The sequence below is a fragment of the Phenylobacterium sp. genome, assembly GCF_030681155.1.
Taxonomy (GTDB): Bacteria; Pseudomonadota; Alphaproteobacteria; order Caulobacterales; family Caulobacteraceae; genus Phenylobacterium.
Window position 1 is genome coordinate 52,857 of the sequence record NZ_JAUXXE010000069.1, and the last position, 25,429, is coordinate 78,285.

At 64.4% G+C, this 25,429-nt stretch carries 25 protein-coding genes; 11 read left to right on the plus strand and 14 right to left on the minus strand.

Going from position 1 to position 25,429, the window contains the following annotated elements:
• The first annotated feature begins 18 nt into the window (after window positions 1–18).
• The 3 genes from Q8M13_RS18130 to Q8M13_RS18140 all read left to right on the plus strand — a co-directional run bounded on the left by Q8M13_RS18130 (window position 19) and on the right by Q8M13_RS18140 (window position 4,136).
• Window positions 19–1,557: a carboxylesterase/lipase family protein gene (locus Q8M13_RS18130; RefSeq protein WP_305301543.1), complete on the plus strand. Its 1,539-nt coding sequence runs from the start codon at window positions 19–21 to the stop codon at window positions 1,555–1,557.
• Window positions 1,558–1,583: 26 nt separating this feature from the next.
• Entirely contained in the window at window positions 1,584–3,026 is a 1,443-nt protein-coding gene (locus tag Q8M13_RS18135) for a serine hydrolase (RefSeq protein ID WP_305301544.1), read from the plus strand.
• A gap of 63 nt (window positions 3,027–3,089) precedes the next feature.
• Window positions 3,090–4,136 (plus strand): serine hydrolase, encoded by a 1,047-nt coding sequence (locus Q8M13_RS18140; RefSeq protein ID WP_305301545.1) that lies wholly within the window; start codon window positions 3,090–3,092, stop codon window positions 4,134–4,136.
• A gap of 13 nt (window positions 4,137–4,149) precedes the next feature.
• On the opposite strand, the gene Q8M13_RS18145 is transcribed toward Q8M13_RS18140, so the two are convergent.
• Entirely contained in the window at window positions 4,150–4,884 is a 735-nt protein-coding gene (locus Q8M13_RS18145; RefSeq protein WP_305301546.1) for an IclR family transcriptional regulator, read from the minus strand.
• Between the two features lie 166 nt (window positions 4,885–5,050).
• On the opposite strand from Q8M13_RS18145, the gene Q8M13_RS18150 reads away from it, so the two are divergent.
• On the plus strand, window positions 5,051–8,026 hold the full coding sequence (locus tag Q8M13_RS18150; protein ID WP_305301548.1) for a TonB-dependent siderophore receptor: 2,976 nt from the start codon (window positions 5,051–5,053) through the stop codon (window positions 8,024–8,026).
• A gap of 87 nt (window positions 8,027–8,113) precedes the next feature.
• Window positions 8,114–9,574 carry an MFS transporter gene (locus tag Q8M13_RS18155; protein ID WP_305301550.1) on the plus strand — a complete coding sequence of 487 codons (1,461 nt, stop codon included), beginning with the start codon at window positions 8,114–8,116 and terminating at the stop codon, window positions 9,572–9,574.
• Between the two features lie 62 nt (window positions 9,575–9,636).
• Here the strand turns inward: Q8M13_RS18155 and Q8M13_RS18160 are convergent, their stop codons facing one another.
• Window positions 9,637–10,302: a DUF6766 family protein gene (locus tag Q8M13_RS18160; RefSeq protein ID WP_305301551.1), complete on the minus strand. Its 666-nt coding sequence runs from the start codon at window positions 10,300–10,302 to the stop codon at window positions 9,637–9,639.
• A 105-nt stretch (window positions 10,303–10,407) separates the two neighbouring features.
• On the opposite strand from Q8M13_RS18160, the gene Q8M13_RS18165 reads away from it, so the two are divergent.
• On the plus strand, window positions 10,408–10,614 hold the full coding sequence (locus tag Q8M13_RS18165) for a hypothetical protein (RefSeq protein ID WP_305301552.1): 207 nt from the start codon (window positions 10,408–10,410) through the stop codon (window positions 10,612–10,614).
• A gap of 34 nt (window positions 10,615–10,648) precedes the next feature.
• Here the strand turns inward: Q8M13_RS18165 and Q8M13_RS18170 are convergent, their stop codons facing one another.
• The 5 genes from Q8M13_RS18170 to Q8M13_RS18190 all read right to left on the minus strand — a co-directional run bounded on the left by Q8M13_RS18170 (window position 10,649) and on the right by Q8M13_RS18190 (window position 15,347).
• On the minus strand, window positions 10,649–11,899 hold the full coding sequence (locus tag Q8M13_RS18170) for a DUF763 domain-containing protein (RefSeq protein WP_305301554.1): 1,251 nt from the start codon (window positions 11,897–11,899) through the stop codon (window positions 10,649–10,651).
• Between the two features lie 83 nt (window positions 11,900–11,982).
• Complete coding sequence (locus tag Q8M13_RS18175; RefSeq protein WP_305301555.1) at window positions 11,983–12,780, minus strand: response regulator; 798 nt, start codon at window positions 12,778–12,780, stop codon at window positions 11,983–11,985.
• A 249-nt stretch (window positions 12,781–13,029) separates the two neighbouring features.
• On the minus strand, window positions 13,030–14,082 hold the full coding sequence (locus Q8M13_RS18180; RefSeq protein ID WP_305301556.1) for a PAS domain-containing protein: 1,053 nt from the start codon (window positions 14,080–14,082) through the stop codon (window positions 13,030–13,032).
• Between the two features lie 120 nt (window positions 14,083–14,202).
• Window positions 14,203–14,964 (minus strand): hypothetical protein, encoded by a 762-nt coding sequence (locus Q8M13_RS18185; RefSeq protein WP_305301557.1) that lies wholly within the window; start codon window positions 14,962–14,964, stop codon window positions 14,203–14,205.
• Window positions 14,965–15,002: 38 nt separating this feature from the next.
• Window positions 15,003–15,347 carry a hypothetical protein gene (locus Q8M13_RS18190; protein WP_305301558.1) on the minus strand — a complete coding sequence of 115 codons (345 nt, stop codon included), beginning with the start codon at window positions 15,345–15,347 and terminating at the stop codon, window positions 15,003–15,005.
• 734 nt (window positions 15,348–16,081) lie between these two features.
• Between Q8M13_RS18190 and Q8M13_RS18195 the strand changes: the two genes are divergently transcribed.
• Complete coding sequence (locus Q8M13_RS18195) at window positions 16,082–16,282, plus strand: hypothetical protein (RefSeq protein WP_305301559.1); 201 nt, start codon at window positions 16,082–16,084, stop codon at window positions 16,280–16,282.
• Window positions 16,283–16,306: 24 nt separating this feature from the next.
• Here the strand turns inward: Q8M13_RS18195 and Q8M13_RS18200 are convergent, their stop codons facing one another.
• Genes Q8M13_RS18200 through ligD form a run of 4 tightly spaced genes read right to left on the minus strand, consistent with a single transcriptional unit; the run spans window position 16,307 to window position 20,277 of the window.
• Window positions 16,307–17,182, minus strand: coding sequence for an exodeoxyribonuclease III (locus Q8M13_RS18200; protein ID WP_305301560.1), 876 nt, complete (start codon window positions 17,180–17,182; stop codon window positions 16,307–16,309).
• 12 nt (window positions 17,183–17,194) lie between these two features.
• Window positions 17,195–17,380, minus strand: coding sequence for a DUF3008 family protein (locus Q8M13_RS18205; RefSeq protein WP_305301561.1), 186 nt, complete (start codon window positions 17,378–17,380; stop codon window positions 17,195–17,197).
• A 49-nt stretch (window positions 17,381–17,429) separates the two neighbouring features.
• Entirely contained in the window at window positions 17,430–17,648 is a 219-nt protein-coding gene (locus Q8M13_RS18210) for a KTSC domain-containing protein (RefSeq protein ID WP_305301562.1), read from the minus strand.
• Window positions 17,649–17,655: 7 nt separating this feature from the next.
• Window positions 17,656–20,277, minus strand: coding sequence for a DNA ligase D (gene ligD / locus Q8M13_RS18215; protein WP_305301563.1), 2,622 nt, complete (start codon window positions 20,275–20,277; stop codon window positions 17,656–17,658).
• Window positions 20,278–20,398: 121 nt separating this feature from the next.
• On the opposite strand from ligD, the gene Q8M13_RS18220 reads away from it, so the two are divergent.
• Complete coding sequence (locus Q8M13_RS18220) at window positions 20,399–20,641, plus strand: DUF5961 family protein (RefSeq protein ID WP_305301564.1); 243 nt, start codon at window positions 20,399–20,401, stop codon at window positions 20,639–20,641.
• 74 nt (window positions 20,642–20,715) lie between these two features.
• Complete coding sequence (locus tag Q8M13_RS18225; protein ID WP_305301566.1) at window positions 20,716–21,567, plus strand: Ku protein; 852 nt, start codon at window positions 20,716–20,718, stop codon at window positions 21,565–21,567.
• Window positions 21,568–21,570: 3 nt separating this feature from the next.
• Here Q8M13_RS18225 and Q8M13_RS18230 read toward each other — a convergent pair whose 3' ends face one another.
• The 3 genes from Q8M13_RS18230 to Q8M13_RS18240 all read right to left on the minus strand — a co-directional run bounded on the left by Q8M13_RS18230 (window position 21,571) and on the right by Q8M13_RS18240 (window position 24,099).
• Window positions 21,571–22,050 (minus strand): hypothetical protein, encoded by a 480-nt coding sequence (locus Q8M13_RS18230; protein ID WP_305301568.1) that lies wholly within the window; start codon window positions 22,048–22,050, stop codon window positions 21,571–21,573.
• 292 nt (window positions 22,051–22,342) lie between these two features.
• The gene (locus tag Q8M13_RS18235) at window positions 22,343–23,536 is read right to left on the minus strand and encodes a zinc-dependent alcohol dehydrogenase (protein WP_305301569.1); all 1,194 of its coding nucleotides are present in this window, start codon (window positions 23,534–23,536) and stop codon (window positions 22,343–22,345) included.
• Between the two features lie 2 nt (window positions 23,537–23,538).
• The gene (locus Q8M13_RS18240; RefSeq protein ID WP_305301570.1) at window positions 23,539–24,099 is read right to left on the minus strand and encodes an SRPBCC family protein; all 561 of its coding nucleotides are present in this window, start codon (window positions 24,097–24,099) and stop codon (window positions 23,539–23,541) included.
• A 479-nt stretch (window positions 24,100–24,578) separates the two neighbouring features.
• Between Q8M13_RS18240 and Q8M13_RS18245 the strand changes: the two genes are divergently transcribed.
• Window positions 24,579–24,707, plus strand: a complete 129-nt coding sequence (locus tag Q8M13_RS18245; RefSeq protein WP_305301572.1) for a hypothetical protein — start codon at window positions 24,579–24,581, stop codon at window positions 24,705–24,707.
• Between the two features lie 51 nt (window positions 24,708–24,758).
• Window positions 24,759–25,355, plus strand: coding sequence for a lasso peptide biosynthesis B2 protein (locus Q8M13_RS18250; protein ID WP_305301573.1), 597 nt, complete (start codon window positions 24,759–24,761; stop codon window positions 25,353–25,355).
• Window positions 25,356–25,429 lie beyond the last annotated feature (74 nt).

Sequence of the window (25,429 nt, forward strand, 5' to 3'; positions counted from 1 at the left end):
TCCAGGAGCAGGCTCGATATGGGCACACTTCCTCCCGAACCCATCCCCGAGGGACCTGTGGTCGAGACCGCGCAGGGAAAGGTGCGCGGATCGCGCCAAGGGTCGGTATCGGCCTTCAAGGGCATGCGCTACGGCGCCGACACGTCCGGGCCAAACCGGTTCCGCCCGCCTCAGCCCCCGCCCACCTGGATCGGCGTTCAGGACGCCCTGGCCTATGGCCCGCAGTCACCACAAATGCGCGGGCCGCTGGCCGACAAGGGCCCGATGAGCGAGGACTGTCTTCGCGTCAATGTCTGGACGCCAGGAACCGACTTGACGCGGCGACCGGTGATGGTCTGGTTCCACGGCGGGGGGTTCGAGGCGGGATCGGCGTCGCAGAAGGTCTATGACGGCTCGCGGCTGGCGGCGCGCGGCGACGTCGTGGTCGTCAGCCTCAACCACCGGCTCAATGTGTTCGGCCATTGCTTCTTGGGTGATCGCCTGGGCGAAGCCTACGCCGCGGCCGGCAATGTCGGATATCTGGACCTGATCGCGGCGTTGCGCTGGGTGCGTGAGAACATCGCTAGCTTTGGCGGCGACCCTGGCAACGTCACCATCTTCGGACAGTCCGGCGGCGGCCGGAAGGTTAGCCTCTGCTATGCAGGCGAAGACGCCAGCGGCCTGTTCCACCGCGGCGTCGTGCAGAGCGGCTCGCACCTGCGGGTCCAAGCGCCCGAGAAGGCAGCCCAGCTCACCGACGCCCTGCTAAGAACGCTCGACCTGGCGCCCAGCGACGCCGGCAAGCTGCTGGAGGCGCCTGTCGAGGCGTTGAGCGCGGCTCAGTTGAAGGTGATGCGCGAGACGCGGTCCCGGTTCTCCCCGGTGCTGGACGGCCTTGCCTTCAAGACCCACCCTTTCCTTCCGGCGTCGCCAGCGATTTCGAACCATCTGCCGATGATGGTCGGCACGACACGCACCGAGCTCTCCAACCAGCTCGGCTATGAACCTGGCGCCTTCGACCTGGATATGGCCGAGCTGCGCCGACGGTTGCCGCGTTATGTGGGCGAGGACGAGGTGGACGCGGCGATCGCCGCGTTCCAAGCGAGCAGCCCGCACGCCTCTCCTTCAGAGCTCTACTTCAAGATCGCTTCGGCTCGCGGCTACATCCTGGACCAGACCATCATGGCCGAACAGCGGGTGAAGGCCGGCGCGGCCCCGACCTATTCCTACCAACTGGTCTGGCGCTCTCCAGCCGAGGGCGGGCGCCGTATCAGCCAGCACACTCTCGATCTGCCCTTCATGTTCGACAACGTCGCGGCCGCCACGCACCTCACCGGACCCGAGAGCGAGGAGACCGGCCAGCTCGCGAACGCGATGGCCGAGACATGGATCAGCTTTGCGCGCACCGGGGATCCCAACAACGCCGCCATTCCACGCTGGCGAGCGTACGACATGACCGATCGGGCGGTGATGCTGTTCGATATTCCCCCGACGCTTGCGCAAGACCCTTACGCCGGCGAGCGCGCTTTTATGAGCCGCTACGCCAGCCAACAGATGGGTCGCACCCTGCACCGTTAGGGCCGCAGGTTTGATTTGGACATTCGATGACTAAGCCCTCACTGACGATACTCGCCATCGCATTGACGTTGAGCGCCGCGCCGGCCAGCGCCCAAGAGGCGAGCGGACCACGCCCTGCGGCCGCGACAGCCGAGGCCAGGAGCGTCGCCGCCTCTCCCCGCCACGCGCTTGCGCAGGCCGCAGGTTTCCGCGCGCTTCACTACTGTACGGGCTTGTTCGCTTCGGGGATGAGCGAGTCGCTCGTCGAAACGACCGCAGGCGGCCGTAGCGCGCGTTCGGCGGCCTTGCCCATGAAGATCGACCGTGAAGCACGCACCGTGTCGGTGAGCTACTCGCCGGACATGGAGCCGCGCATCGCCGCCTGGCGTGCGAACCTCGGCTGCGTTCAGCTTCCGATCGGCGCGAAAAAGGAAGCGGTGGGCGCTCTTGCGACCTGGCCCGCGGACGTCTTGGCCCCTGATCTCGACGCGCGCCCCTGGCCGATGGGTGATCAGAACGCCGTCGCAAAGCTGCGCAAGCCGCAAGCCGACCGGTTGGAGAAGGTTCTCGATCAAGCGTTCCTTGGTCAGGCCGGCCCCTACAAGGGCGCGACCTGGGGCGTCGTGGTCATCAAGGATGGCAAGATCGTCGCCGAGCGCTATGGGCCCGGCTATGGGCCGCACGTCTTGTCTCGCACCAACTCCATGTGCAAGAGCCTCGCCGCCGGTCTGGTCGGGGTTGGCGTGCGCAAGGGCCTGATCGACCTTCAAAGGAAGGCGCCCCTGAGCGAGTGGACGCGGCCGGGAGATCCCCGCGGCGACATCACCGTCAATGACCTCCTGCACATGGCGAGCGGCCTCTACACCGAAGCTGCCGGCGATCCTCAGCAGTCCCTCTACGGGTCAGGAGCTGCGGCCGCCGAGGTCTCGGCGCTGAACATGGTCGATGCACGCCCCGGATCGCGGTTCGTCTACGCCGGATCGGACACAATCTTGGCCGTTCGCGCGCTTCGCCAGGCGGTGGGGGATGATCACGCCTTCATCAGCTTCCCTCACCGTGAGCTCATGTGGAAGATCGGCATGACGCGGACGCTCATCGAGACCGATTGGAATGGCGACTTCCTGGCCTCGGGTCAGTGCTGGAGCACGGCGCGCGACTTCGGGCGGTTTGGCCTGCTGCATCTGGCGGACGGCAAATGGAACGGCGAACAGATCTTGCCGGCCGGCTGGGCGAAATATGTCTCAACGCCCGCGCCGGCCCAACCGCCCGCGCGCGCCACGCCTGGGCCTGCCTATGGCGCCCAGTTCTGGATCTATGGGGGTCTGGAGGGACTTGCGCCTGACGCCTACAGCCCGGGCGGCGCGCTTGGTCAGTACGCGATGATCATTCCGTCGGAGAACGTCGTGGTGGTCCGCCGTGGCCTCGACCAGGGCGACGGCTTCAAAATCGCCAAATTCTCCTCCGACGTCGTCGCAGCCTTGGGGCGCTGAGATGGGGGAGAGATCGCTCGCGAGCGATGCAGACCGTCTTCCCACGAAGGCGGAGAGCGCGGCGTGAGCGAGCAAGGACCCGGCGCCGGCCCCTGGCGCAAAGGCCAGCCAGAGGCGCACGGTCTCTCGTCAGAGACTTTGAACCGCGCCGCCGAAACGCTCGCCGTCGCCGACGAGCGACAGGGGTTGGTCGTCATTCGCAACGGCGTGCTGGTGTATGAGCGCTATTGGCGGAACGACTATCATCTGGCCTCGCCGGAGTGGCGAAACGTGTCGTTCTCTTCGGGCAAGTCCTGGGGCTCGACGATGGTCGGCCTCGCATACACAAAGGGTCTCCTGGGGCTCGACGATCTGGCCGCCCGCTATCGCCGGCCGGATATGTCCGGCCTGAGGCCGGAAACGACAATTCGGCACCTGCTCACCATGACCAGCGGCGGCACCCTCAACGTCAAGCCGAGCTCTCGGCCGCCGCGCCGTCTGGACGACCCAAGGCCGCCTGGCCCCGGGGTTGAATACGCTTGGGAGAAGGTCGGCGAGAAGGGCTCGCCGCCAGGCTACGGCGTCTGGCTCCCGGCCGGCCAAGCCTTCTACTATGACGGCGCGGCGGCCGATCATCTGGCCGACATCGTTGCGGCCGCGGCCGGGGTGAGCAGCCATCGCTTCATGATGGAACAGATCGTCTCGCCGCTTGGCTGCGAGAATTTCAACTATCAGCCCGAGGGCGTCGATCGGAACGACAACGTCCGTTTCGGCGGGTCGATCGTACTGTCTTGCCGCGACATGGCCCGGCTTGGGCAGCTCTATCTGAACGGCGGACGCTGGGATGGCCGACAACTTATCGATGCTGACTACATCGGCCAGGCCACCAGCCCCTCCCCCGCCAATCCCAGCTATGGCTTTCTCTGGTGGCTGAACGCCGCCGCGCGGGTTCCAAATGCTCCCGCCTCGATGTTCTTCGCCGCCGGCGCACGGGGGCAGTTCTGCTTTGTCCTGCCTGATCAGGAGATGGTCATCGCCACGATGGGGTTCGGCGCAGCTCAGCTCTCGGCAGAGGCGGCCTGGGACGCGCTAGCCCCGGCGATTTCGCAGCTGCCGCCCAGCAGCCCCTGAGCGTTCTCAACATTCAGGGAGGGCTGATCTCGCCGATCTCCGCGCAGGTCGTCAACAGCGCCTCGATCGCCTCCTGCAAATGCTCGCCCGTCATCCTGGACTCTCCGTTCGACACGGTGATCGCCGCGACCGGTCGTCCGTCCGCGCCCGAAATGGCCGCTGCGACGGCCCTGACGCGCGCCGTCAGCCCGCCGGTTACAACTGCAAAACCGTCACGGCGGACCTTCGGCAGCTCCTGCATGATCTCGCCTGGCGTCATGTTGAGATCCGGTCGTTCAGCCAAGCCGCGCGACATGGCGGCCTGGGGCTCGCTCATGGCGCTGAGGAATATCCGCCCGGAGGCCGTGACAGCCATTGGCGCACGAGTGCCATTGAGCGGGGTGTAGCGAAGCACTCGCGCCGGCGCGACCCGGTCCAGGAAAAGCACTTCATCGCCCACCGGGACGGTCAGCAACACCGTGTCGAGCGTCAGTTGATGGAGCTTTTGCAAGTGCGGCGAAATCATCCGGCGCAGTGCGTTGGTCGAGATGATCGCCACGCCTAATTCCCAGGCCTTGAGCGAAGCGAAATATCGCGCCGTCTCCTCATCCTTCTGCACGTAGCCAAGCTCGATCAAAGTCCCAAGCAGGCGGTGAACGTTGCTTTTTTGGAAGCCCAGGGTCTCGGTCAAGGCGCTCAGCCGCATAGGCCGCTTGGCGCGGGACAACACCTCGAGAACAGCAAAACCCTTGGCGACAGTGGTGTCCATGGAGCCCCCTGAGGCGAAGATACCAGTACGTTCCAAATAGTGAAACAGCCTGTGAATTCCAAATATTAGAACGTCAATCTAACATATAGACGCCCGGTTTAATCGATGCCTATGATTGCGTAACGGCGGTCAATCAATGGCGGTCGATCAACATCAGGGGGGACTCATGCTGAAGTCCGATTGTCTGCGCGGCGCGTCGGCCGTGGCTATTCTCCTGGGCGCTGGCCTGACGGCGACCAGCGCCTTGGCCCAAACCGGCGAGATCGCCGAAGTCATCGTCACCGGCTCCTATATTCGCGGCACCCCCGAGGACGCGGCTCTACCGGTGGACGTTCTGTCGGCCCAGGACCTGCAAAAACAGGGCGCGCCGAGCATGGTCGACATCGTCAAGTCGATCCCCGGCGTCCAGAGCGTGCTTGGCGAAACCAACCAATTCGCCAGCCAAGCCACCACAGGCTCTGGGAACATCAATCTTCGCGGGCTAGGCGCGGTGCGCACCCTGGTTTTGATGAACGGCAGGCGCCTGGCCAGCTCGCCCGGCGGCTCTGGCGTGGACACCAATCTGCTGCCAACGGCCGCTATCGGCCGGATTGAGGTCCTGAAGGACGGCGCGGCGGCCACCTACGGTTCTGACGCGATCGGCGGCGTCGTCAACTTCATCACTCGCACCGATCTCAACGGCCTGGAACTCAACGGCAGCTACACCGCGATCGACGGTTCCAACGGCGACTACTCCTTGAGCGCAAACTATGGGTGGATCGGAGATCGCGGCGACGCGCTGCTGTCCGTCGGATACCGCCATCGCTCGGAGCTGGACACGCTCGAGCGCGACTGGGCGGTGAACGACTATCTGGAAAACCCAAACGGCAGCTGGTCGGGGTTCGGCAATCCGGGCTCCTATGTCTCAGGAACCACCCGGATCATCGATCCCAACTGCACCGCTCTGGGCAACACCTTGGTGACCGCCGCGGCCGGAACCCAAAGCTGCTACTTCCAGTTCGGCCGGTTCAACAATCTGGTCGAGACCGAGGACCATTATCAGATCTACGGCCAGATCAACTGGGACCTGACCGACAAGATCAAGCTGCATGCCGAGGCGCTCTACGCAAGCCATGACGTGCCCCATGAGGGCACCTCGCCTTCGTATGGCCCCACCCAGGCGTTCGGCCCCGGCGCGGCCTCAGGCTCGTTCATCATCCCGCGTAGCAACCCTGGCCTTTGCGGAACCGCAGGCCGGGCGGCCTGCCTTCCCGGCAGCCTCTTCTCGCAGCTGACGCCAGCCCAACAGACAGCGGTCAACACCGCCGGTTTCACTGCGGCGAACATCCTGCTCTGGCGCCCCTACGGCGTGGGCGGCAACCCGCTGACCGGGGGCTCGAAACCCGACCAGCGGTTCTTCGAGGGCTGGCGCTTCTCGGGCGGTCTCAGCGGCGAATTCGACAACGGTATCGGCTGGGATGTCGCGGTCACCCACATGGTCAACCGCAGCGACATCGTCACCTACGACATTCCCGTGGCTCGCCTCTACTACGCCTTAAACGGTCTTGGCGGTCCTGGTTGCGACACCGATCCGGTGACGCCCGGCGTGCAGGGCGGGGTCGCCGGCGTCGGTTCCTGCCTCTACTACAATCCCTTCTCGAGCGGAATCGCCGCCAACGCTGCTAGCGGCGAGGTCAATCCGAACTTCGTCGCCGGCTCGGCGGCGGCCAACGCCAACAGCCGAGCCATCGGCCAATGGCTGTTCCAGCCCTACGGCTATCAATCGGAGACGACCCTGACGGTCGTCGATGCGGTGATGAACGGCCAGCTCTCCATCGATCTTGGAGGCGGACCAATCGGATGGGCGGCCGGCGCGCAATATCGCGACAATGGTTTCAAGCGCGACGTCAACGACATCAACAACATCGCGCTCAATCCTTGCCCTGAGGAGAACGTCGTCAACTGCGCCACCGGCAAGGGCAACGGCGTCTTCGGCTTCCTGGGTCCGCTCTCCGAGCAGGACCTGGACGCTTCGGTCTATGCGGCGTTCGGGGAGTTACAGGTTCCCATCACCGAGAGCCTTTCCCTGCAACTGGCCGTGCGGCACGAAGAGCACGGCGGCGACGTCGGCTCGACCACCAACCCGAAGATCGCTCTGCGTTGGCAGGCCGCCGACTGGTTGGCCTTCCGCGCGTCTGCGGGGACCACCTTCCGCGCGCCGACACCCTCGAACCTGCTGCCCGACGCCAACACCACCCAGGCCTTCATCACCCAGACCAGCGGTTATCGGGCGTTCGACACCACCGGAAATCCGGCCCTGAAGCCGGAGACCGCCGACACGTTGAACATCGGGGCCATTGTGCGGTTTGGCGATTTCAGCGCCACGATCGACTACTGGTCGTTCGACTTCCAGGACACCATCGAGGCGGAGTCCGGATCTGGCCTGCTCTCGACGATCTTCCCGAACGGTTCCTCTACGACCTTGCCCAACGGCTGCGCAAATCCAGCGCTCGCGCCGCTGGTCGCCCGGTTCGTCTTCCAAGGCGGGATCTGCTCGCCGGCCGCCATCCAGCGCGTGAAGCTGACCACCATCAACGGTACGGGCACCAAGACCTCCGGCGTCGATTTCGCGGCTAATTACCATGCCGGCGATGTCTGGGGCGGGTCGATGAACTTCGGTCTCGATGGCTCGTTCCTGCTCAAGTACGACAGCGGCCCTGCCTTCATCGAAGGCATCCAGGTCGAGGCCGGCCAGAAACTGGCCGGGACCCACGGCGGCACGGCGGGTGGGACCTCCTTCCCAGAACTGCGCGCCAACCTGTTCGCCGAGTACGCCCGCGACATCCACAATCTGCGGGTGACGCTGCGCTACATCGACAGCATGCAGGACGTGCGTGACGGGCGGTTCGGCGGGACCAATATCTTCGGACCCAACGGGGCGGTGTTCGGCTACCTGCTGCCGCAAGGCGCTAAGCTCGACGCCTTCATCACCACCGACGTCACCTACCGCGTCCACCTGCCGTGGGACACCACCGCGACGGCGACCGTGGCCAACCTGTTCGACGCCGATCCGCCGTTCGCAAGGCGCGACCTCAGCTACGACCCGGCCACCGCCAACCCGCTCGGCCGCACCTACAAGCTGAGCGTCACCAAGCGCTTCTGACCGCCACCTCCGCCCCTCCCCGGCGGACTAAACTGAGCGCCGCTTTCCCAAGCGGCGCTCGCTCTTTATCCCGCGCTGGAGTTCGCAGTGAGTAGCCCAAAGGTCGCCCCGCCCCTCAGTCTTGGGACGAAACTTCTCTACGCCAGCGGGGCGGTGGCCAACGTCATCAAGCAGCGCGGGATCTCGACCTTCCTGCTGCTGTTCTACAATCAGGTGGTGGGGCTCCCAGCGGCTACGGTGTCGACCGCGATCATGATCGCGCTGATCTTCGATGCGTTCGTCGATCCGCTGGTCGGGCAGATCTCGGACAACTTCCGATCTCGTTGGGGACGGCGCCATCCGTTCATCTACGCAGCGGCGGTCCCGGTCTCGGTCGCCTTCTTCATGATCTGGAACCCGCCCCAGGGGTGGGAAGGCGCCGAGCTCTTTACCTTCCTGCTGATCTGTCTTCTGTCAGTGCGTCTGTTCGACACCTTCTTCGAATTGCCCTCGGCCGCCCTGCTCCCGGAGCTGACCCGAGACTACAATGAGCGCACCCGCATCATTGCTTGGCGCTCCCTGTTTGGCGTGATCGGAGGCGTGGCCTCCACGCTGCTGGCCTATCAGGTCTTCCTACGCGAGAACCCTGATGGCTCGGGCGGCGTCCTCTCCCGCGAGGGCTATTTCGGCTACAGCATCGCGACCGCGATCCTGATCTTCACCTTCATCATGATCTCGGGGCTCGCGACCCACCGCCAGATCCCCTATCTCGCCAGTCCGCCAAGCCGGAAAATCACGCTGGGGGCGATGCTCCGCGAGGTCGGCGCGACCTTGAACAATCGCTCCTTCATCGTCCTGACCTTGTCGGGCATGTTTCTCTATGTGGCGCTTGGGGCCAAGGGCGCGCTCGAGCTCTATTTCAGCCTCTACTTCTGGGGCTTCACCCAGGCTCAGCTCTCGCTGTTCACGATCTCGGCGATCTTCGCCAGCGTGATCGGCGTGATGATCGCGCCTTCCTTGGCCGCTCGCCTAGGGAAGAAGCGCACCTCCCTGATCACCTTCACCCTGGCCGTAATCGCCGGCATGGCGCCCATCGGCCTCAGATTGGCCGGGGTCATGCCGCCGAACGGCTCGAGCGCGCTCTTCTGGATCATGTTCTTCGACTACATCGTCAACGGCGCGCTCTCGATGATCAACGGCGTGATGCTGAGCTCGATGATCGCCGACGTCGTGGAAGATTCCGAGGTCCGTACCGGCCGCCGTTCGGAGGGCTTGCTCAACTCGGCCGATAACCTGTTCAAGAAAATCGTCAGCGGCGTCGGCGTGTTCGTTTCCGGCTGGATCCTCACCCTGATCGTCTTTCCGAAGGGCGCTAAACGCGGGGACGTCGATCCTGAAATCCTGCACGCGCTCGGCATGATGTATCTGCCGATCAACGGCGCATTCTACGTGGCCGCGATCCTCTGTCTGGTTCTCTACAACATCACTCAGCAGTCGCATGAAGAGAACCTCCGCAAGCTAGGCGAGCGCGAATTGGCCGCGGAGCCGACGAGCGGCGGACAGCCCTGATCTCTCCGTAAGGCCGCCCCCCGGCCAATCCGACTCCGTCGAGCCCGATAATTTCGCCAGGTTTAGTCGGAGCCGGTCTGACTATGGGGGGCGCCCACCGGCTTGCTTTCCGGCGATCCCCGCTCGCGGAGGAAGATGGCGAGTACGATCAGGACCGCCGTGGACAAGAACTCACTCTGCCAGTTTTGGAAGCTCTCAAACCAGAACTCAGGCTGCAGCAGATAACTCCACAGGCCAGCCGGCGCGTGCCCATGCGCAAGCGCCTCGCCAGCGGCCCTTCGGCCGCTGTTGATCCAGTGCAGCACGAAGCTCGCAAGGAATAGCGACAGCAGGGCGAGTCCAAGCGAGTGTGAATAGACCGCCCGCATCCAGCCGCCAATTCGGACCGGCAAGGGGGCGGATGGCTTGTCGGCGTCACGGGCCGGATCGCGATCTTGCGGGGAATCGTCGTCCGGGTCCTTGGATTCCGGCGATCCCCGCTGGAACAGGTAGGCCGTCAGCATCACGAAGACCCACATCTGTAGGAACTCGCTTTCCCAGTTCTCGAACAGGGCCGACAGAAACGCCGCGCTGACGATGTAGGATCCGAACAGCAGCGGAGGCCTGCCGTGGTCAACCAGGGTCTGATTTTCGCTGGCCCAACCCGTCATCGCCTGCCCGCCGAGGCTGGCCGCGAACAGCAACAGAAGTGCGATCGTCAGCCCGTTGTCGCGTAGCCAGCTCTTCATGCCCTGGGGAAGGATCGAAAGCCGACTAGGTTCCTGGCGAGAGAGGCGAAGCCAAGGCTCTGAACTCTTTGCCCCTGGCGACGTTGGCTTCGCGGAGGAGATCCCATGCAGATACAACTCGCCGTCATGGTGTCCGTCGTCGCCCTCAGCGCTTGCACGACGCCCGACACCGGTCCGCGTGACGCGGCGTCCGGCGCGGTCAATCCCATGCCGCCCAGCGATGCGCGCGGCATCCCGCCTTCGGCTACTCCGCCGACCGTGCCGGACAATCCCGATGACGCCATGCCGCTTGGTCCGGTGAACCCAAGATGAGGGCGGGGCGCCGGAGAGGCGATCTCTGACCGATCTACCGCTTCGCCGTCTTCCGCGCCGGCGGCTCTTCCCACCCGGTTATGCTGCGCCCCCCGTAGGCCGCCGAGTTGGCGCGTTCCTCGCTGATGTGGGCCTCAAGTGATGGTCCGGTGGCGTGCCGCTCCAGGCGCCGAGCCTGGATGTCCAATCTCTCGATAGCGCCGAGCGCTTCCTCGCGACCGAGCTTTGCGTTGGCGATGGCGACCTTCATCACGCGAATGGTCTCGTCATACACCTTGGTCGGAACGGGGAACGGATGGCGATCCTTGCCGCCGAGCGCCAGCGAGAAACGCGCCGGATCGCTGAACCGGCACGGCGCGCCATGCACGACCTCGGCGACCATGGCGAGGGAGCGCACCGTGCGCGCGCCCACCCCTGGGACTAAAAGAAGGTCGCTAAAATCCTTGGGACCCTGTTCGGCCGCCGCGGCCAAGGCGCCGTGCAGTCGTCGCGTCACCACGTTTTCGGCGCGGACATCATGATGGCTGGGCATGGTGAGGTGGGGCAGCGTCGCCTGGAGGGGCTCGGGCGTCGGCGCGTGGTCCAGCCTGCCCATCTCACGAACCAGACCGTCTGGGCCCAAATCCGACAACAGCTCCAACTGAGCCGCCCGCGATCTTTCGGCGCGCCGGTCGGTCAGATTGACGATCTTGCCCTGCCCCTGACCTTCGATCGCGCTGTGAGGCGCGTCGACAAAGCTGGTCAAATTCTCCGATAGCCAATGGTAGCGTCGAGCCTGCTTGTTCTCGCCGTTCATGCCCTGCTGGACGACGACCCACGTGCCGTCGTCAGCGACGATGAAGCTGTGAAGATAGAGGTCAAAGCCGTCCTGCACCGCGGCGCTATCGACTTTCGCCACCAGGCGGCTCGCCCGGCCCAGATCGGCGCCGTCCAGTCCTACCGCCTCGCCTACCCGCAAGAGTTCGGCGGGCGTTTGGCGCGAGTGCCTCCCCCGGCCCCCGCAGACATGGATGCCAAGCTCGCCCGACAAGGGGGTCAGGCCACGCTTGAGGGCGCCCAGAACGCTGGTCGTGATGCCCGAGGAATGCCAGTCCATGCCCATGACGGACCCGAACGACTGGAACCAAAACGGATGGGCCAAGCGGCGAAGCAGTTCATCTCGACCATAGTGATGCACGATGGCCTGGCATATCACCGCGCCTAGCCGGGTCATCCGCTCGCCGAGCCAAGGGGGCACGCGACCGCCGTGCAACGGAAGATCAGCGCTGCCTGCGCGTCGAGCCATGAGACCTCCGATGTTCCCCAATCGTTCTAGCAGATAGGCGCGACCGGCCAAGCAAGACCTTGGACATGCGTCAGCCTCGGGGCCTATCGAGCCGAGGAGAAGATTTCTCGGATTTTGAACGCCAAGGCGTCGAGGTTGAACGGCTTGGTGACCAGGAACATGCCCGGGTCCAGGAAGTCGTCACCATCCGAAACCTGCTCGGCATAGCCGGTGACGAACAGAATCCGTAGATCAGGTCGGTGCTGGCGGGCGAAGTCGGCCAGCTGGCGACCATTCATCCCCGGCAGGCCGACGTCGGTGATCATCAGGTCCAAGCGAGTGTTGGATGTCAGCACCGGAAGCGCCGTCTGCCCGTCGCTCGCCTCGATGCAAGAATAGCCAAGATCCCTCAAGACCTCGCCGATGAGCAGCCGCACCGATGAGTCGTCCTCCACCAGGAGAACCGTCTCGCCAGCGCCCTCAGGCGCGGCGCGATCGCGCACGCCGGCTTCGATGTGCAAGCCGCCCCGATAGCGCGGCAGGAACAGGCTGACCTGCGTCCCCTCGCCAAGCGCGCTCTCGATCTCGACCGCGCCGCGGCTCTGCTTGGCGAAGCCGTAGATCATGGACAGGCCCAGACCCGTCCCCTTGCCGATAGGCTTGGTCGTGAAGAAGAGTTCGAAAACCTTTCCGAGCGCCTCAGGGGCGATCCCCCCGCCGGTGTCGCCGACGCGTACCTGGATATAGTCGCCGGGCGGAAGCTCATCCTGCCCAAAGCGGCGCATCTCCTCGACCTGGACGCGCCGTGTGGTCAGGGTCAGGGTGCCCCCGTCCGGCATGGCGTCGCGCCCATTGATCGCCAGATTCAGCACCGCATTCTCGAGCTGGTTCGGGTCGGTCAAGGCCGGCCAGACATCTTCCTGTCCGAAAACGATGTACGCCGAAGGCCGACGTGGGGACCCTATATTCTATGCTGTCCGGGGCTTTATCCAGCCATCATCTGGTCGAGGCCGCGCCGCTGGCGCTGGTGGACGGGCCGGTTTCGGTCAGCCGACGGCGCGCCCAGCTCGCGATTTGGCCGGAGGCGTCGGGACGACGGTTTTCGATGGGGCGTCGATTCGCCGATGACATGCGCGACCGCCGGGCTCACCTCAGGCCGCCTGAAACGCCGGGGCGTCGCCCCGCAAGGGGATACTGACCAAGGTGTCGACCGCGCCCGCCTGCCAATTCCGGGTGAGTTCGCCCCGCAGTTGCCGCTCGACGATGGCGTCAATCATCTTGAAGCCAAATCCGGCGTCGATTTGCGAGATAGGTTTGGGCACGCCCGACTCGGTCCAGCGCAGTCGCAGCCAGTGCCGATCACTTTCACCCCACTGGATGTGCAGGTTTCCGGCTGACGAAGACAAAGCGCCGTGCCGGACTGCATTGTCGATCAGTTCATGCAGAACCAGAGCTACCGACTGGGCGATCTGGGCTGGCACCAGCACCTCTGGTCCGGCCGCGGCCACCCGGTCAGATCGGTAGGGTTCGAACTGAACTCTCAGGAGATCGGAGAAAGGGACCTGCGCCCAACCGCCCGCCGCGAGCAGGCCATGCACCTGCGATAAGGCCTGGACCCGAGCCTGCACAGAGCGGCTGTAGGTCTCGGCGTCGTCGGCGCGGGTCATCCGGACAATGCCTTGGACGATCGCCAAGACGTTCATCGCCCGATGATCAACCTCTCGAAGCAGTCGCCGTTGCACCGTCTCCAGGTCTTCGGCTCGGCGACGTTCCGTGACGTCGAGCTGCGATCCGAAAAAGTAGAGCAGCCGGCCGTCGTCTCCATGGATCGGGCTCAGGTAAAGCTGGTTCCAGAAGGATGTTCCATCCTTGCGGTAATTCACCAACTCAACGGTCGCTTCCTGCTCATTGGCGATGGCGCGGCGAACTTCGGCGATGGCGCTCGGACTGGTCCCTTCGCCCTGCAGGAACCTGCAGTCGCGCCCGATCACCTCTTGAGCACTGTATCCCGTCAGGTCGAGAAACGCCTGATTGGCGAGCACGATCTGGTTTGCGCCGGCCCGAGCGTCGGCCACCACCATCGGCATTCGCGTCCGCTCCACCGCGATGCAGGCTAGCTCCACCAGGTCCGCCAATCCCCGCGAGGAGGCGGCGGCCGGTTTATCCCCGACCAATGCGTGAGGGGGGTCCGCCGCCTGATCCAAGCTGGCCTCCTGAAGACGGCTGAAACATGTGTCGATCGGGCGCGCGCGTTGTGGCGAACGGCGCCGCGCGATCAGTTTGGTTGAGGCCTGCTTGGTCTCCCAGGCAGGCCTCAAGGTCAGTTAGCGGTCCGGACGAGCGCCCAAGGCGCCGCCGAAGCGGGCGTCAGCGGCGGTCGCCGGATCACTGCGGTCGATCTCCTCTTGGCCGGAGAAGGAGCGCTCCTCGACCCGGTACAAGGCGCGTTCACGGTCGATGTCGGCGGACGAATAGGGGGGCGCGGCCTCATCGAAACCCGACCACCCCGTTTCGCGATAGGCGGTTCCGCGCGACACGGCGTCCACACCACGGGCGCTATTCAAGATGGCCTCCACGGCGGCGACTTCGTCATCGTGGGCCTTGACGCTCACCAGGGTGCCGCCTCGCCGCACGCCTTCTGCGTAGACATTAGCCTCCTCATCGGAATGGCCAGCCTCCTTCAAGGCGCCGAGAATGCCGCCAGTGGCTCCGCCGGCTGCGGCGCCGATCGCCGCTCCGACAGCCGTTGAGACCAGCCAGCCGGCCGCCACGACGGGACCAAGCCCTGGAATCGCCAGCATGCCCAGGCCGGCCAGCAAGCCGGCGCCGCCGCCGATCAGGCCCCCGGTCGTCGCCCCCTTGCCGGCGCCCTCGGCCACGTCGTTCTCGCCGTCGCCGTTGCGGTCGCCCAGCACGCCAGCTTCTCCCGGAGCGCGGCCGGAGTGGCCATGCCCAGCGTGCCAGTTGTCCGCATTATTGGAGACGATACTGATCTTGTCGTGGTCGACGCCGGAACGCTCCAGGTCTTCAACGGCGCTCAGCGCCTGTGTATGGCTGTCGAACAGCCGCGTGATGGTCTTGCTCATCGTTTTTTCCAATCCTGTTGTGCTGTGGGCGCGGCGGCTCAGGACGCGGTGACCGCGCCCTTGTAGTCCACCGACACCGCCGCCTCCTTGCCGCCCTTCGTGGCCTTGCCCATCCAGACGCCGTTGGCGTCCTGGGTCAGCGGGCCGACGGCGGTGTAGCCAGCGCCTTCGATGGCGCTCTTGGCCTGGGCTTCGGTGAAGGAGTTCGCCCCGGCCGTCGGCCCGGCGTCACCAGAAGTCGGGGTGGTGTCCACCGCCTCGTTGCGCGGCGTCTCGGAAGCGGCCACGACCGGCCCCTTGGTGTTATCGGCTTCCGCCGACTTCTGACCACAGGCGGCAACCAAGGCGGCGGCCAATGCAACGCTCAATATCGGCTTGATCATCGTCGAATTCTCCCAGAGTTTGGAGAATAAACCTCATCCGATCCCATGGTTCCGCGCTGAGTAATATTTACGAACAATACAAATATATTGTATTGGCGGGAACTTTATACGCGGATACATGAAATGGCATGCGCCCGGGATCATGCGGGCCGCGAAGCGACCTGGAACCGCACGTTCCTTCCCATCTACTCCGAACGCGGGGCCAACGGGCCGCCGCTCGGGAGGTGAATCCCGAATTTGCGGTTCGACAGCATCGGTCGGACTGCATTGACGGTGCGGCCATCCAAACGCGTCATCGCACATGAGGTTTCAATGTCGGGACTCGCACTCAAGAGGGCAACGGGCCCCGGCGTCTTCCACACGCCTGGCCCGGCGCCCGCCTCTCGCCTCTCGCCTCAGCGTGCTTGGCGTGTCCGAAGTTACTCTCAACGACCTGCGGCGTGGATAACGCAGACGACGGCGGGAGATGAAATGCCAAAGCGTGACGATGAGCCGCCCGCTGGCGGAGCGTTGGCCAGCCAATTGTCGCACCGCAGTCCATCGACGCGCCTGGCTTCGGGCCTGGTGTCCCGGCGCCTTGGCGTTCGCTCACTGCGATGACTGATGGGAGACCAATTGGGAACGCCTCACCTGCCGCGCCGTTCACTTCTGGTCCGTGACTGTAGCGGTTCGAGCCAGGGCTGACCCTTGGCATGGCTTGGACGAGGGTGGATTCGCGGCGATCATCGAGCGAGTTGAAGATGAACACCTGCGCCTATTGGCTGGTGATTTTCGGGCCAGATGACGTCGCGGCCGGCACGGCTGAACTGGCATGCCGCGACGACATTGAAGCCGCGATGGTGGCCTTCACCACCTCAAGTCCGTTCGGCCACGCACTCTGGTCACAGAATGGATTTCTCGGCCGTTTCGAGATGAGCCTGTCTCGCACAGAATAGCCGGGCATAGCCCGGAACCGGCGATTACCGTCGCGCGGGCTTGGCCCCACGTGACCTCCGGCGCGCACGGGCCTCGCTATTCCCATACAGTGGCGAAGCTTCCCGCGTCGAAGGACGACGCCGGGCGACCGATTCCAATTCGATCCACACCGGGGCGTGATCGCTCGCCCCGGCCTCCCCACGCACCTCTCGACCAACTCCGCCGCCCACGAGCCGGGGCGTCAATGCGGGACTGAGAAGAAAATGATCCAGCCGCATGCCTTTGTCGTTCGGCCAGCGATGACGCAGATAGGACCAGAAGGTCCATAGAGGTCCTTCGGGTTGCAGCGTTCTCAGGGCGTCCGTCCAGCCGTCTTCCAGCAGCCGCTGGTAGGCAGCCCGGACCTCGGGCTGCAGAAGCGCGTTCGTCTGCTCACGGTGTCCGGGATAGATGTCAGCTTCGGTCGGGACGACATTGTAATCGCCCGCCAGCACCGTCGGAACGCCAGCTTGGGCAAGCTCGCCGGCATGGGCGATCAGCCGATCGAACCAGGCGAGCTTGTAGGCGAATTTTGGGCCCGGCTGCGGATTGCCGTTCGGCAGATAGAGAGAGGCGACCAGTACGCCGTTCACCGCCGCCTCGATATACCGCGCCTGGTCGTCCGCCAGATCGCCGGGCAGTCGCCGGCGGGTCAGGACCGGCTCTGCACCCAGAGCCAGGATCGCCACGCCGTTCCAGCTGCTCTGGCCGCGCCAGACCGCTCCGTAGCCGGCGCCCTTGATCGCCTCGATCGGAAAAGCGTCCTGCGCGCACTTCAGCTCTTGCAGACACACGACGTCAGGACGCTCCGCCTCAAGCCAGGACAGCAGATTGGCCAGCCGCTTATTGACGTTGTTGATGTTGAAGCTGGCGATCCGCACCTTGGCGATGGTCTATCGCGCGACGTGCTCAGGCTTGCCCTTGCGCTTGGTGTGGGCGAACTCTTCCAGCTGCTTTTCGCTCATCGACTGCGCCATCTGCTTGGACGCACCCTTGAGCTTGCTCTTTGGCGTCTCGCCGCGTTTCGCTGAGAGGGCCGCGCCAGCGGCCTTCTGCTGTGCTGCGGATTTAGCAGGCATTGCGCTCTCCCTTGCTGCTGGAAGTCGAACGTTTCCTGGCGCATGAGGTTCATGTTTCGAGGCCTGGAATCGGCGGGTCCTCGGTGAAATGAAACTGATCGCGGACATGACGATTGAAGAACGCGCCCTTGGAGAACGATGCGCGCATGGCCTGGTAGGTTTCAGCTGGGACCTGATGATAGCGGTACCTGCGCCCGCTCCTGAAGGTGACCGTCAATGTGCGGCTCGCTGGATCACAGGCGAAGGCGCCGATGACGGTGGAGGGCACGGCGGCCCTAGACCTTGCCCAGACGCTTGATCGCCGGCGCAAGGGAACGCTCGCCTTCGCAATAATCCTCCCAGGCGGTCATTTTCGCGACCAGCGCGGGAACGGTGCGCAGCGTGAACCTGGCCGGATCGAGGCCCTTCTTCACCTGGCTCCAGTTCACCGGCATCGAAACCGGCGCTCCAGGCCGGCCGCGGGGCGACAGCGGAGCCACCGCGGTCGCCATGCGGTCATTGCGCAAATAGTCCAGGAAGATCCGGCCCGTCCTATCCTTCTTAGCCATGCTGATGAGGTACCGATCAGGGGACTCGGCGGCCATGACCTTGCAGACGTCGCGCGCAAACCCCTTGGCCGTGTCCCAATCGACGCCTTTCGCCTTGAGAGGCGTGACCACATGCAGACCCTTGCCGCCGGTCGTCTTGCAGAAGCTGACGAGACCGAGATCCTCCAAGCGGTCGCGGATTTCACGCGCGCCTTCGATCACCATCTCGAATGGGACATCGGGCGCGGGATCGAGGTCAAAGACCAGCCGTCCTGGTTGCTCCGGCTCGAAAGGTTCGCAATTCCAGGGGTGGAGTTCGAGCGCCCCGGTCTGGGCCGCGGCGACGAGCGCCTCCACGCGATCGAACTGAATATAGGGTTTGCGGTCGCCCCAAACCTCCACCTCGGTGATTAGGGCCGATTGCCCCTTGGCCGAGTGTCGCTGGAAGAACTTCTGGGCGCCGTTGATCCCATCGGGCATGCGGATCATTGAACAGGGACGCCCCTTCACATGGGGCAGCATCCAGGCGCCGACCGTTTCATAGTATCGCGCAAGCTCCAGCTTGGTGACGAGCTTGCCGTCGTCGGCGTCGGGCCAAAGCGCCTTGTCCGAGTTCGAAATGGTGATCCCCATGACGGGCGTCGAACCGCGCGGGGTGACGCGCGTGGCGCGCACGGTCAGCAGACCCGGATCGCTCAGATCGGTTTGGCCCACCGGCGCCGGGGTTTCGGCCTCGACGTCGCCGGCAGGTTTATCCTCCCTCAATCCCTTGAACGAGGCCTGCCGGATCGACCCGTCGCCGGTGAAGCCGGCATATTGGATCTCGGCGACCAATTCGGGTCGCACCCAGTGAACGCCCGCGGCCCTCCTTGGCGCGCCCTTGCCTTTGAAGGGGCTGACGTCGGTTTCCAGCGCCTTGAGCCGCGGCATGATCTGGGTGACGACATTGCGGCCAAAGCCGGTCCCGATCCGCCCGACATGGACCAACTGCCCGTCGCGATAGACGCCGGCGATCAGCGATCGGAAGGCGTCTCCCGTCGTGGTCCAGCCGCCGATGACCACCTCGTGCCCCTGACGGCACTTCGACTTGGTCCAGCTCTCGCTTCGCCCCGACTGATAGGGCGCGTCGAGGCGCTTGGAGATGATCCCCTCCAAGTCCATCCGGCAGGCTGATTGCAAGACCGCATCGCCGGCGGTGATGAAGTGATCGACGAAACGGATGTTCGCCGGCGCGCCGTCCAAACTGGCCTGCAGCTGCTCCTTGCGCTCCACCATCGGCAATGGGCGCAAGTCCTTCAGACCCAGGAACATCCGGTCGAAGACGAAGAACACCAGATCCCTGGTCTTGCCTTCGGAGATCGCGGCCTGGAGGGCCGCGAAGTTCGGCGCGCCGGTGTGATCGAGCGCCACCACCTCGCCATCGACGATCCCATCGGGCAGGCCTGCGCCCGCGGTGACGATTTCCGTGAATTTGGTGGACCAGTCGAGCCCCTTGCGGGTGAGCAGCGTGGCCGCGCCGCCCACGGTGCGCAGCTGCATCCGATAGCCGTCGAATTTGATCTCGTGGGCCCAGCCCGGACCGGATGGCGGCTTCTCCAAGGATTTGGTCAGCTGCGGTTCGATAAAGGCTGGCAGCGCGGCCACGGCTTTCGGCTTCGCCCGCCCCGCTTTAGTCTTGGCGGGTTCGACCAGGCCGGCCGGGGCGCTGTCGTCGCGATCGCTCTGCCAGACGGCCCCAGCCATCGCCCCCTTGTCGGTCATGAACGGCTTGGCGGCCTTACCCTTTCCGTTCGCGATCTCGACCATCGTCCGGCCCGACGCAATGGAGCGATCCTGGTCGGTCGGACCGGCGTCCTCGGCGGCGCCCTCATCGCGATGCTTGATCAGCAGCCAGGCATTCTTGGCCTTGCCGGGTTTGTCGGGCTTCATCCGCACGATGACCCAGGACCCGTGCATACGCCCGCCTTCCATCACGAACTTGAGCTCGCCCTTCGCCAGGGCGTCGCCGATGTTCTCAAAGCCTTTTTCCGGCGCCCAGTAGCCGCGGTCCCACAGCATCACTGTGCCGCCGCCGTACTGTCCTTTCGGGATGGTCCCCTCAAAGTCGCCGTAGTCGAGGGGGTGATCCTCGACCTCCATGGCCATCCGGCGATCCTTGGGATCGAGCGAGGGCCCCTTGGGCACGGCCCAGGACCGGAACGTACCTTCGTATTCCAGCCGCAGATCGAAGTGCAGGTGACTTGCGGCGTGCTTTTGGATGACGAACCGCAGGGCGCGCGAGGGCACGACCTTCGCCTCGTCGCCGGACGGCTCGGCCGTCTGCGAGAAGTCCCGCATCTGCTGATATTTCGCGAGCTTTGTGAGGGCCATGATCGCTCCGACTCAGGTCAGACTGATCAACGAACATTTCGATCACTCGATCCGATCGGACCGGACGCCGCGCCTGAATCCTTTCTGGAGCCGGCGCGTTGGCCCTGCAGGAGATCCGCAAATGACCGAAGTCGCCGGAGAGACCCGCCCGTTTCGCGTTCACGCCCGCCACGTTGACGGTCATCAGGCGCGAATTATTGAAGAGGCCTCGTTTGAAGCTGCGGCGGTGGCCTATGTCGAAGACTTCCATCCCCCGGTCGATGCCGACAATGAAGTCAGCGTGATCGTTCGAGACCTGGATGACGGGCGCGAGCATTGCTTCCGGATCGATCTCGACTCTGGTGACGCCGCCCCCTGCGGCTAGATCGAACGAATCGGCTTGATCGCCGTTGAGTCGAGTCTGAGCGCGCCGCTGCGGCGCCGCCCGAGGGTCTCGACATGGCGTACCGTCCAACCTGGCAAGGCCACCTGAAGCTCTCGCTCGTCACTTGCCCGGTCGCGCTCTACACCGCGACGAACGCGGGCGGCGACGTGCACTTCAACCTGATCAATCCGAAGACCAATAATCGGATCAAGATGATCACCACGGATCCCGACACCGGACCGATCGAACGGTCGTCGCTTGTGAAGGGCTATGAGGTCGCAAAGGGTGAATACATCCTGCTGACCGACGAGGAGATCAAATCGGTCAAGTTGGAGAGCACCAAGACCATCGAGATCGAGCGCTTCGTGCCCGCCGACGAAATCGACCGGATCTATTGGGATAATCCCTACTATCTCGCCCCTGACGGCAAGCTGGCTCAGGAAGCTTTCGGGGTGATCCGCACGGCCCTGGAAAAGTCCGGACAGATCGCCCTAGGCCGAGTGGTTATCTCGACGCGCGAGCGGATTTTGGCGCTTGAGCCGCGCGGGAAAGGCATCTTGGCCTACACCATCCGCGCCGACGCCGAGGTGCGTCAGCCCGACGAGATCTTTGGCGGCATAAGCGACAAGGCGGCCGATCCGGCCATGATCGCCATCGCCGAAAAGATTATCGAGCAGCAGGAAGGACCGTTTGATCCCAGCCAGTTTGTCGATCGCTATGAGGAAGCGCTCAAGGCGCTGATCGAGGACAAGAAGAAGGGTCATAAGCCCGCCAAGGTCGCCGAGCCGGAAGACACCAACGTCGTCGACCTGATGGAGGCTTTACGCGCTAGCTTGGCGGGCAAGGACAAGCCGCCGGCGAAGTCGACGAAAGCCAAGCCTGCAAAGGCCGCAGCGGCCAAGCCCAAGGCTCGCAAAGCCGGCTAAGACTTAGTCAGCGCCTCCGGCCTCGCGATAGGCCCCCCGCGCGGCGACGACAGCGGCGGTCGCCGCCTTACGGTCACGAACATAGCGGGCCTGGGCCGCTTCACGGGCGGCCTCAAGTTCGGCTTCACGCCGCCGGAACTCGGCTTCCTCGGCCTTGCGCCCCTCGTCCAGCTTGCGAAGCTTGGCCTCCGCCGCATTCAGCTTTGCGCGGTCCGCGGGCGGCTTAGCCGGCGCGGCGGGCTTTGACTTGGCGGCAGGCTTGGCCGCGGGCCGCTTCGGAAGGTCCGGCACCTTCGGCAGACTGGTCGGTTCAAGCGCGAAGGGTTCGCTAGACCCCACGGCTCTGCGCAGCGGGGTCTCCGGGTGGGCCAAGGCGGCCTCAACCGCCTGGCTGTCGTCGGTGAGCCGAGCCGTACCGTCCGCAAAGAGATTCTGACGAACGCCCCAAGCGCGGAGGGCCGCCGCTTTGCTCGGCGCGGCCACAACCGTGTCGTAAAAGCCGAACTGAGCCTGGAAGACCTTTAGTTTGCGGGACGCCTTGGCCAGGGCTGCTCACCTTGTGATCTTCGCGGCCGCGCGCCGAAGGCGCTGGGCTGCGGTCTGTTCAAGGAAGTCCATGGAGCCGGCGAAGTTCCACGGGCTTGAGCGGCCTCGACGATTTCCGGCCGGTCCGCAATGAACAAATCGCTGCCGTCCTCGGTGGCCAGTTTCGCCAGTTCGTAGCCTATTCCCGATGAAGCGCCGGTGACGATGGCGAGCGGACGGATATTGGTCGTCATGCGGCCTCTTTCCAATCGGTCTTCAGGACGACCTTGGTGACCTCGTCCTGCTGGTCCTTGAACATTTTGTAGCCCTCGGCCGCCTGCTCGAGGGGCAGGCGATGACTGATGACGAAGGTCGGATCGATCTTTCCCTCCACGACCATGCCCAGGAGCTTTGTCATGTATTTCTGGGTGTGGGTCTGGCCGGTCTTCATGGTGATGCCTTTCTCCATGAAGGCGCCCACCGGGAATTTATCGGTGATCCCGCCATAGACGCCGGGCACCGAGACATGGCCGCCTTTGCGGCAGGCCATGATGACCTCGCGCAGCACATGGGTGCGATCGGTGGCCAGGCGTACCGCGGCCTTGGCGGCGTCGATGACATTGTCCGGCGAGAAGCCGTGGCTCTCCATGCCGACGGCGTCGATGCAGCTGTCTGGCCCACGTCCGCCGGTCATTTCCATCAGCGCCTCGCGGACCTTCACATCATGGTAGTTCAGCACCTCGGCTCCGGCCTGCGCGGCCAGGGCCAGCCGATTGGCATGATGGTCGATAGCGATGACCTTCGCGGCGCCCTGCAGGAAGGCTGAGCGGATCGCGAACTGGCCGACGGGGCCGCAGCCCCATACCGCCACGGTGTCGCCCGCCTCGATCATGCAGTTCTCCGCAGCCATCCAGCCGGTCGGAAAAATGTCGGACAAGAACAGCACCTGCTCGTCGCTAAGGCCCTCGGGGACCTTCATGGGACCAACATCGCTATAGGGCACCCGCACGTATTCAGCCTGGCCGCCGGCATAGCCGCCGGTCATGTGCGAATAGCCGAATATCCCAGACACCGCGTGGCCGTAGGCGACCTCGCTCAGGTCGGCCTTATCGGCCGGATTGGAATTGTCGCAGCCGGAGAACTGGCCGGTCGTGCAGGGTCGACAATTGCCGCAGGCGATATTGAACGGCACCACTACGCGATCACCGATCTTCAGGTCCTTTGAACCGCCAGATCCGATCTCGACCACTTCCCCCATGAACTCATGCCCCAGGATGTCGCCCGGCAGCATGGAAGGTATGAAGCTGTCATAGATGTGCAGGTCCGATCCGCAGATCGCCGTCGAGGTCACCTTGATGATGATGTCCCGCGGCCTGAGAATCTTCGGGTCGTCCACCGTTTCGACGCGGACGTCGTGTTTGCCGTGCCAGGTCAGCGCGCGCATGGCTAGGACTCCTTCTTTGCGTGTTTACCGCCGCGCGGACCTTCCGATGTGGTCACCTCGCCGGTCTCCATCAGCTGCTTGAAGCGGCGCAGTTCTCGGCGCGCCTGGGTGTTGGGCTCATGCTGCAAAGCCTTGGCGATCAGTCGTCCGAACAAGCCTCCAGGCGCGTCATAGGCGATCAGCGCGTGGACTTCGGTTCCGCGCCCCTCCGGGCCTTCGCGGAACTCCACCCAACCACTGTTTTGGATCTCGGCGCCTTCGGCGGCCTTCCAGGCGATGCGCCGATTGGCCACGTCCTCGGTCACGAGGCTGTCCCACTCGACGTCCTTGCCGCCCGGCCCCTTGACCACCCAGTGAGAGCGGACCGGATCGATCACCTCGATACGCTCGATGTCGTCCATGATCTGGGCGAGGTTCGAGAAATCCCGCCAAAATCGGTAGAGCTCTTCAGGCGAGCGCGAGATGGTGACCGCACGCGATACGAGGGTGTCGTCAGACGGTTGATCGATCAGATTTGCGGGGCTGACATTGGCTTTGGTCCCGCCCGGTGTGGCTAGAGGCATCACGATCTCCGAAGTAAGGCTCCTTCAACCCCGCTCGGCCCAACGCGTTCCGGACAAAATCGCTAATTTTTATAACGCCTTATGGTCAAGTTTAAATGTCTGGATCTCGACAGAGAGCGCCCTTCGCAGCACAGCTTTGAGAAGTGAAGCCGCCGCCGATGGAAGAAGTCTAGAAGGGGCTCGGCAAGACGATCCCGGCTGAGCTGGGCCTCTGGCGCGAGCGCGGCGAAAATGGCCGGGGTTCGGCTCTCGACCATCGCCTCGACGCCCTCGGGCAAGAGCCTTCACACGCGACGGCCGTCCGGCCACAGAATATTGTCCTTGCGCCAGCGCAGTCGAAGCGGTGCACGCAACTAGGTCACGCGGCCCGAGCCAGGAGCGCGACAGAATATAGTCGTATCGCCCTTCCGCAGACGTCCTAGTCTTCAGTCATCACCTCAGCAAGGTGCCCCAAGATCCGAACGACATCGGAGGAAATCATGACCCAAGACAACATCCTCGAGCTCGACATGGTTGAGTTCATCGATCTAGGCGCAGCCTCGGAAGAAACCTACGGCGCGCCCGGCCAAACTCTCGAGTTCGAAAACGAATATCAAATCGTGAACTGAGCCGACGGTGCGCGGGCCAAGCCCGCGCACCACTGCCCGCGGAGTCCAGCCATGCCGCAACCCCACTCTCCTGACTTGCGCCGCCATGCCGCCGAGATCGACGGCGATCTGGTGGTCCTGGATGTCGATGCGGACCGCTACTACCTGGTCCCGAATCCGGCTCGGACCTCGACTAGGTCTGAACGCCAGGCGAGGCGGGACCAAGCTTCATCCGCGCAAGTTCTGGCATGCTGGACCATGCCGACGGCGAGCGTGGGCGCCGCCGATGGACGTCGCACGCTGGATGCGACGGCCAACGCGCTTTTCTGCCTGCTGACAGTCTCGCGCCTCCTGCGGCGTCGAACCTTCGCGGAGTTGGTCACACATATAGAGCAGACCAGCCCATCCTCACGTCGCCGACGCCCACGCGTCGAAGATCTGGTGGCGAGTTTCGCCGCGGTGCGACCGCTGTTCAATTACGGCCGCATATGCCGGTTGGACGCCCCTGCGCTCTGCCTGCTCTTGCGCCGTTATGGCTTTGGCGCGCGACTGGTCTTTGCCGCGCGACTTCGGCCATTTGCTGCTCACCGTTGGGCGCAGCTGGACGAGGCGGTCGTCAACGAGCCCGCTGACGCGGTGCGGCAATACACACCCATCCTGGCGATCTGAACCAGATGCGCTTCGTCATCCTCGTTCCGCATCTGCCCGGGAGCTCACAGAGCATTCCGGCGCCTGGACCCCCA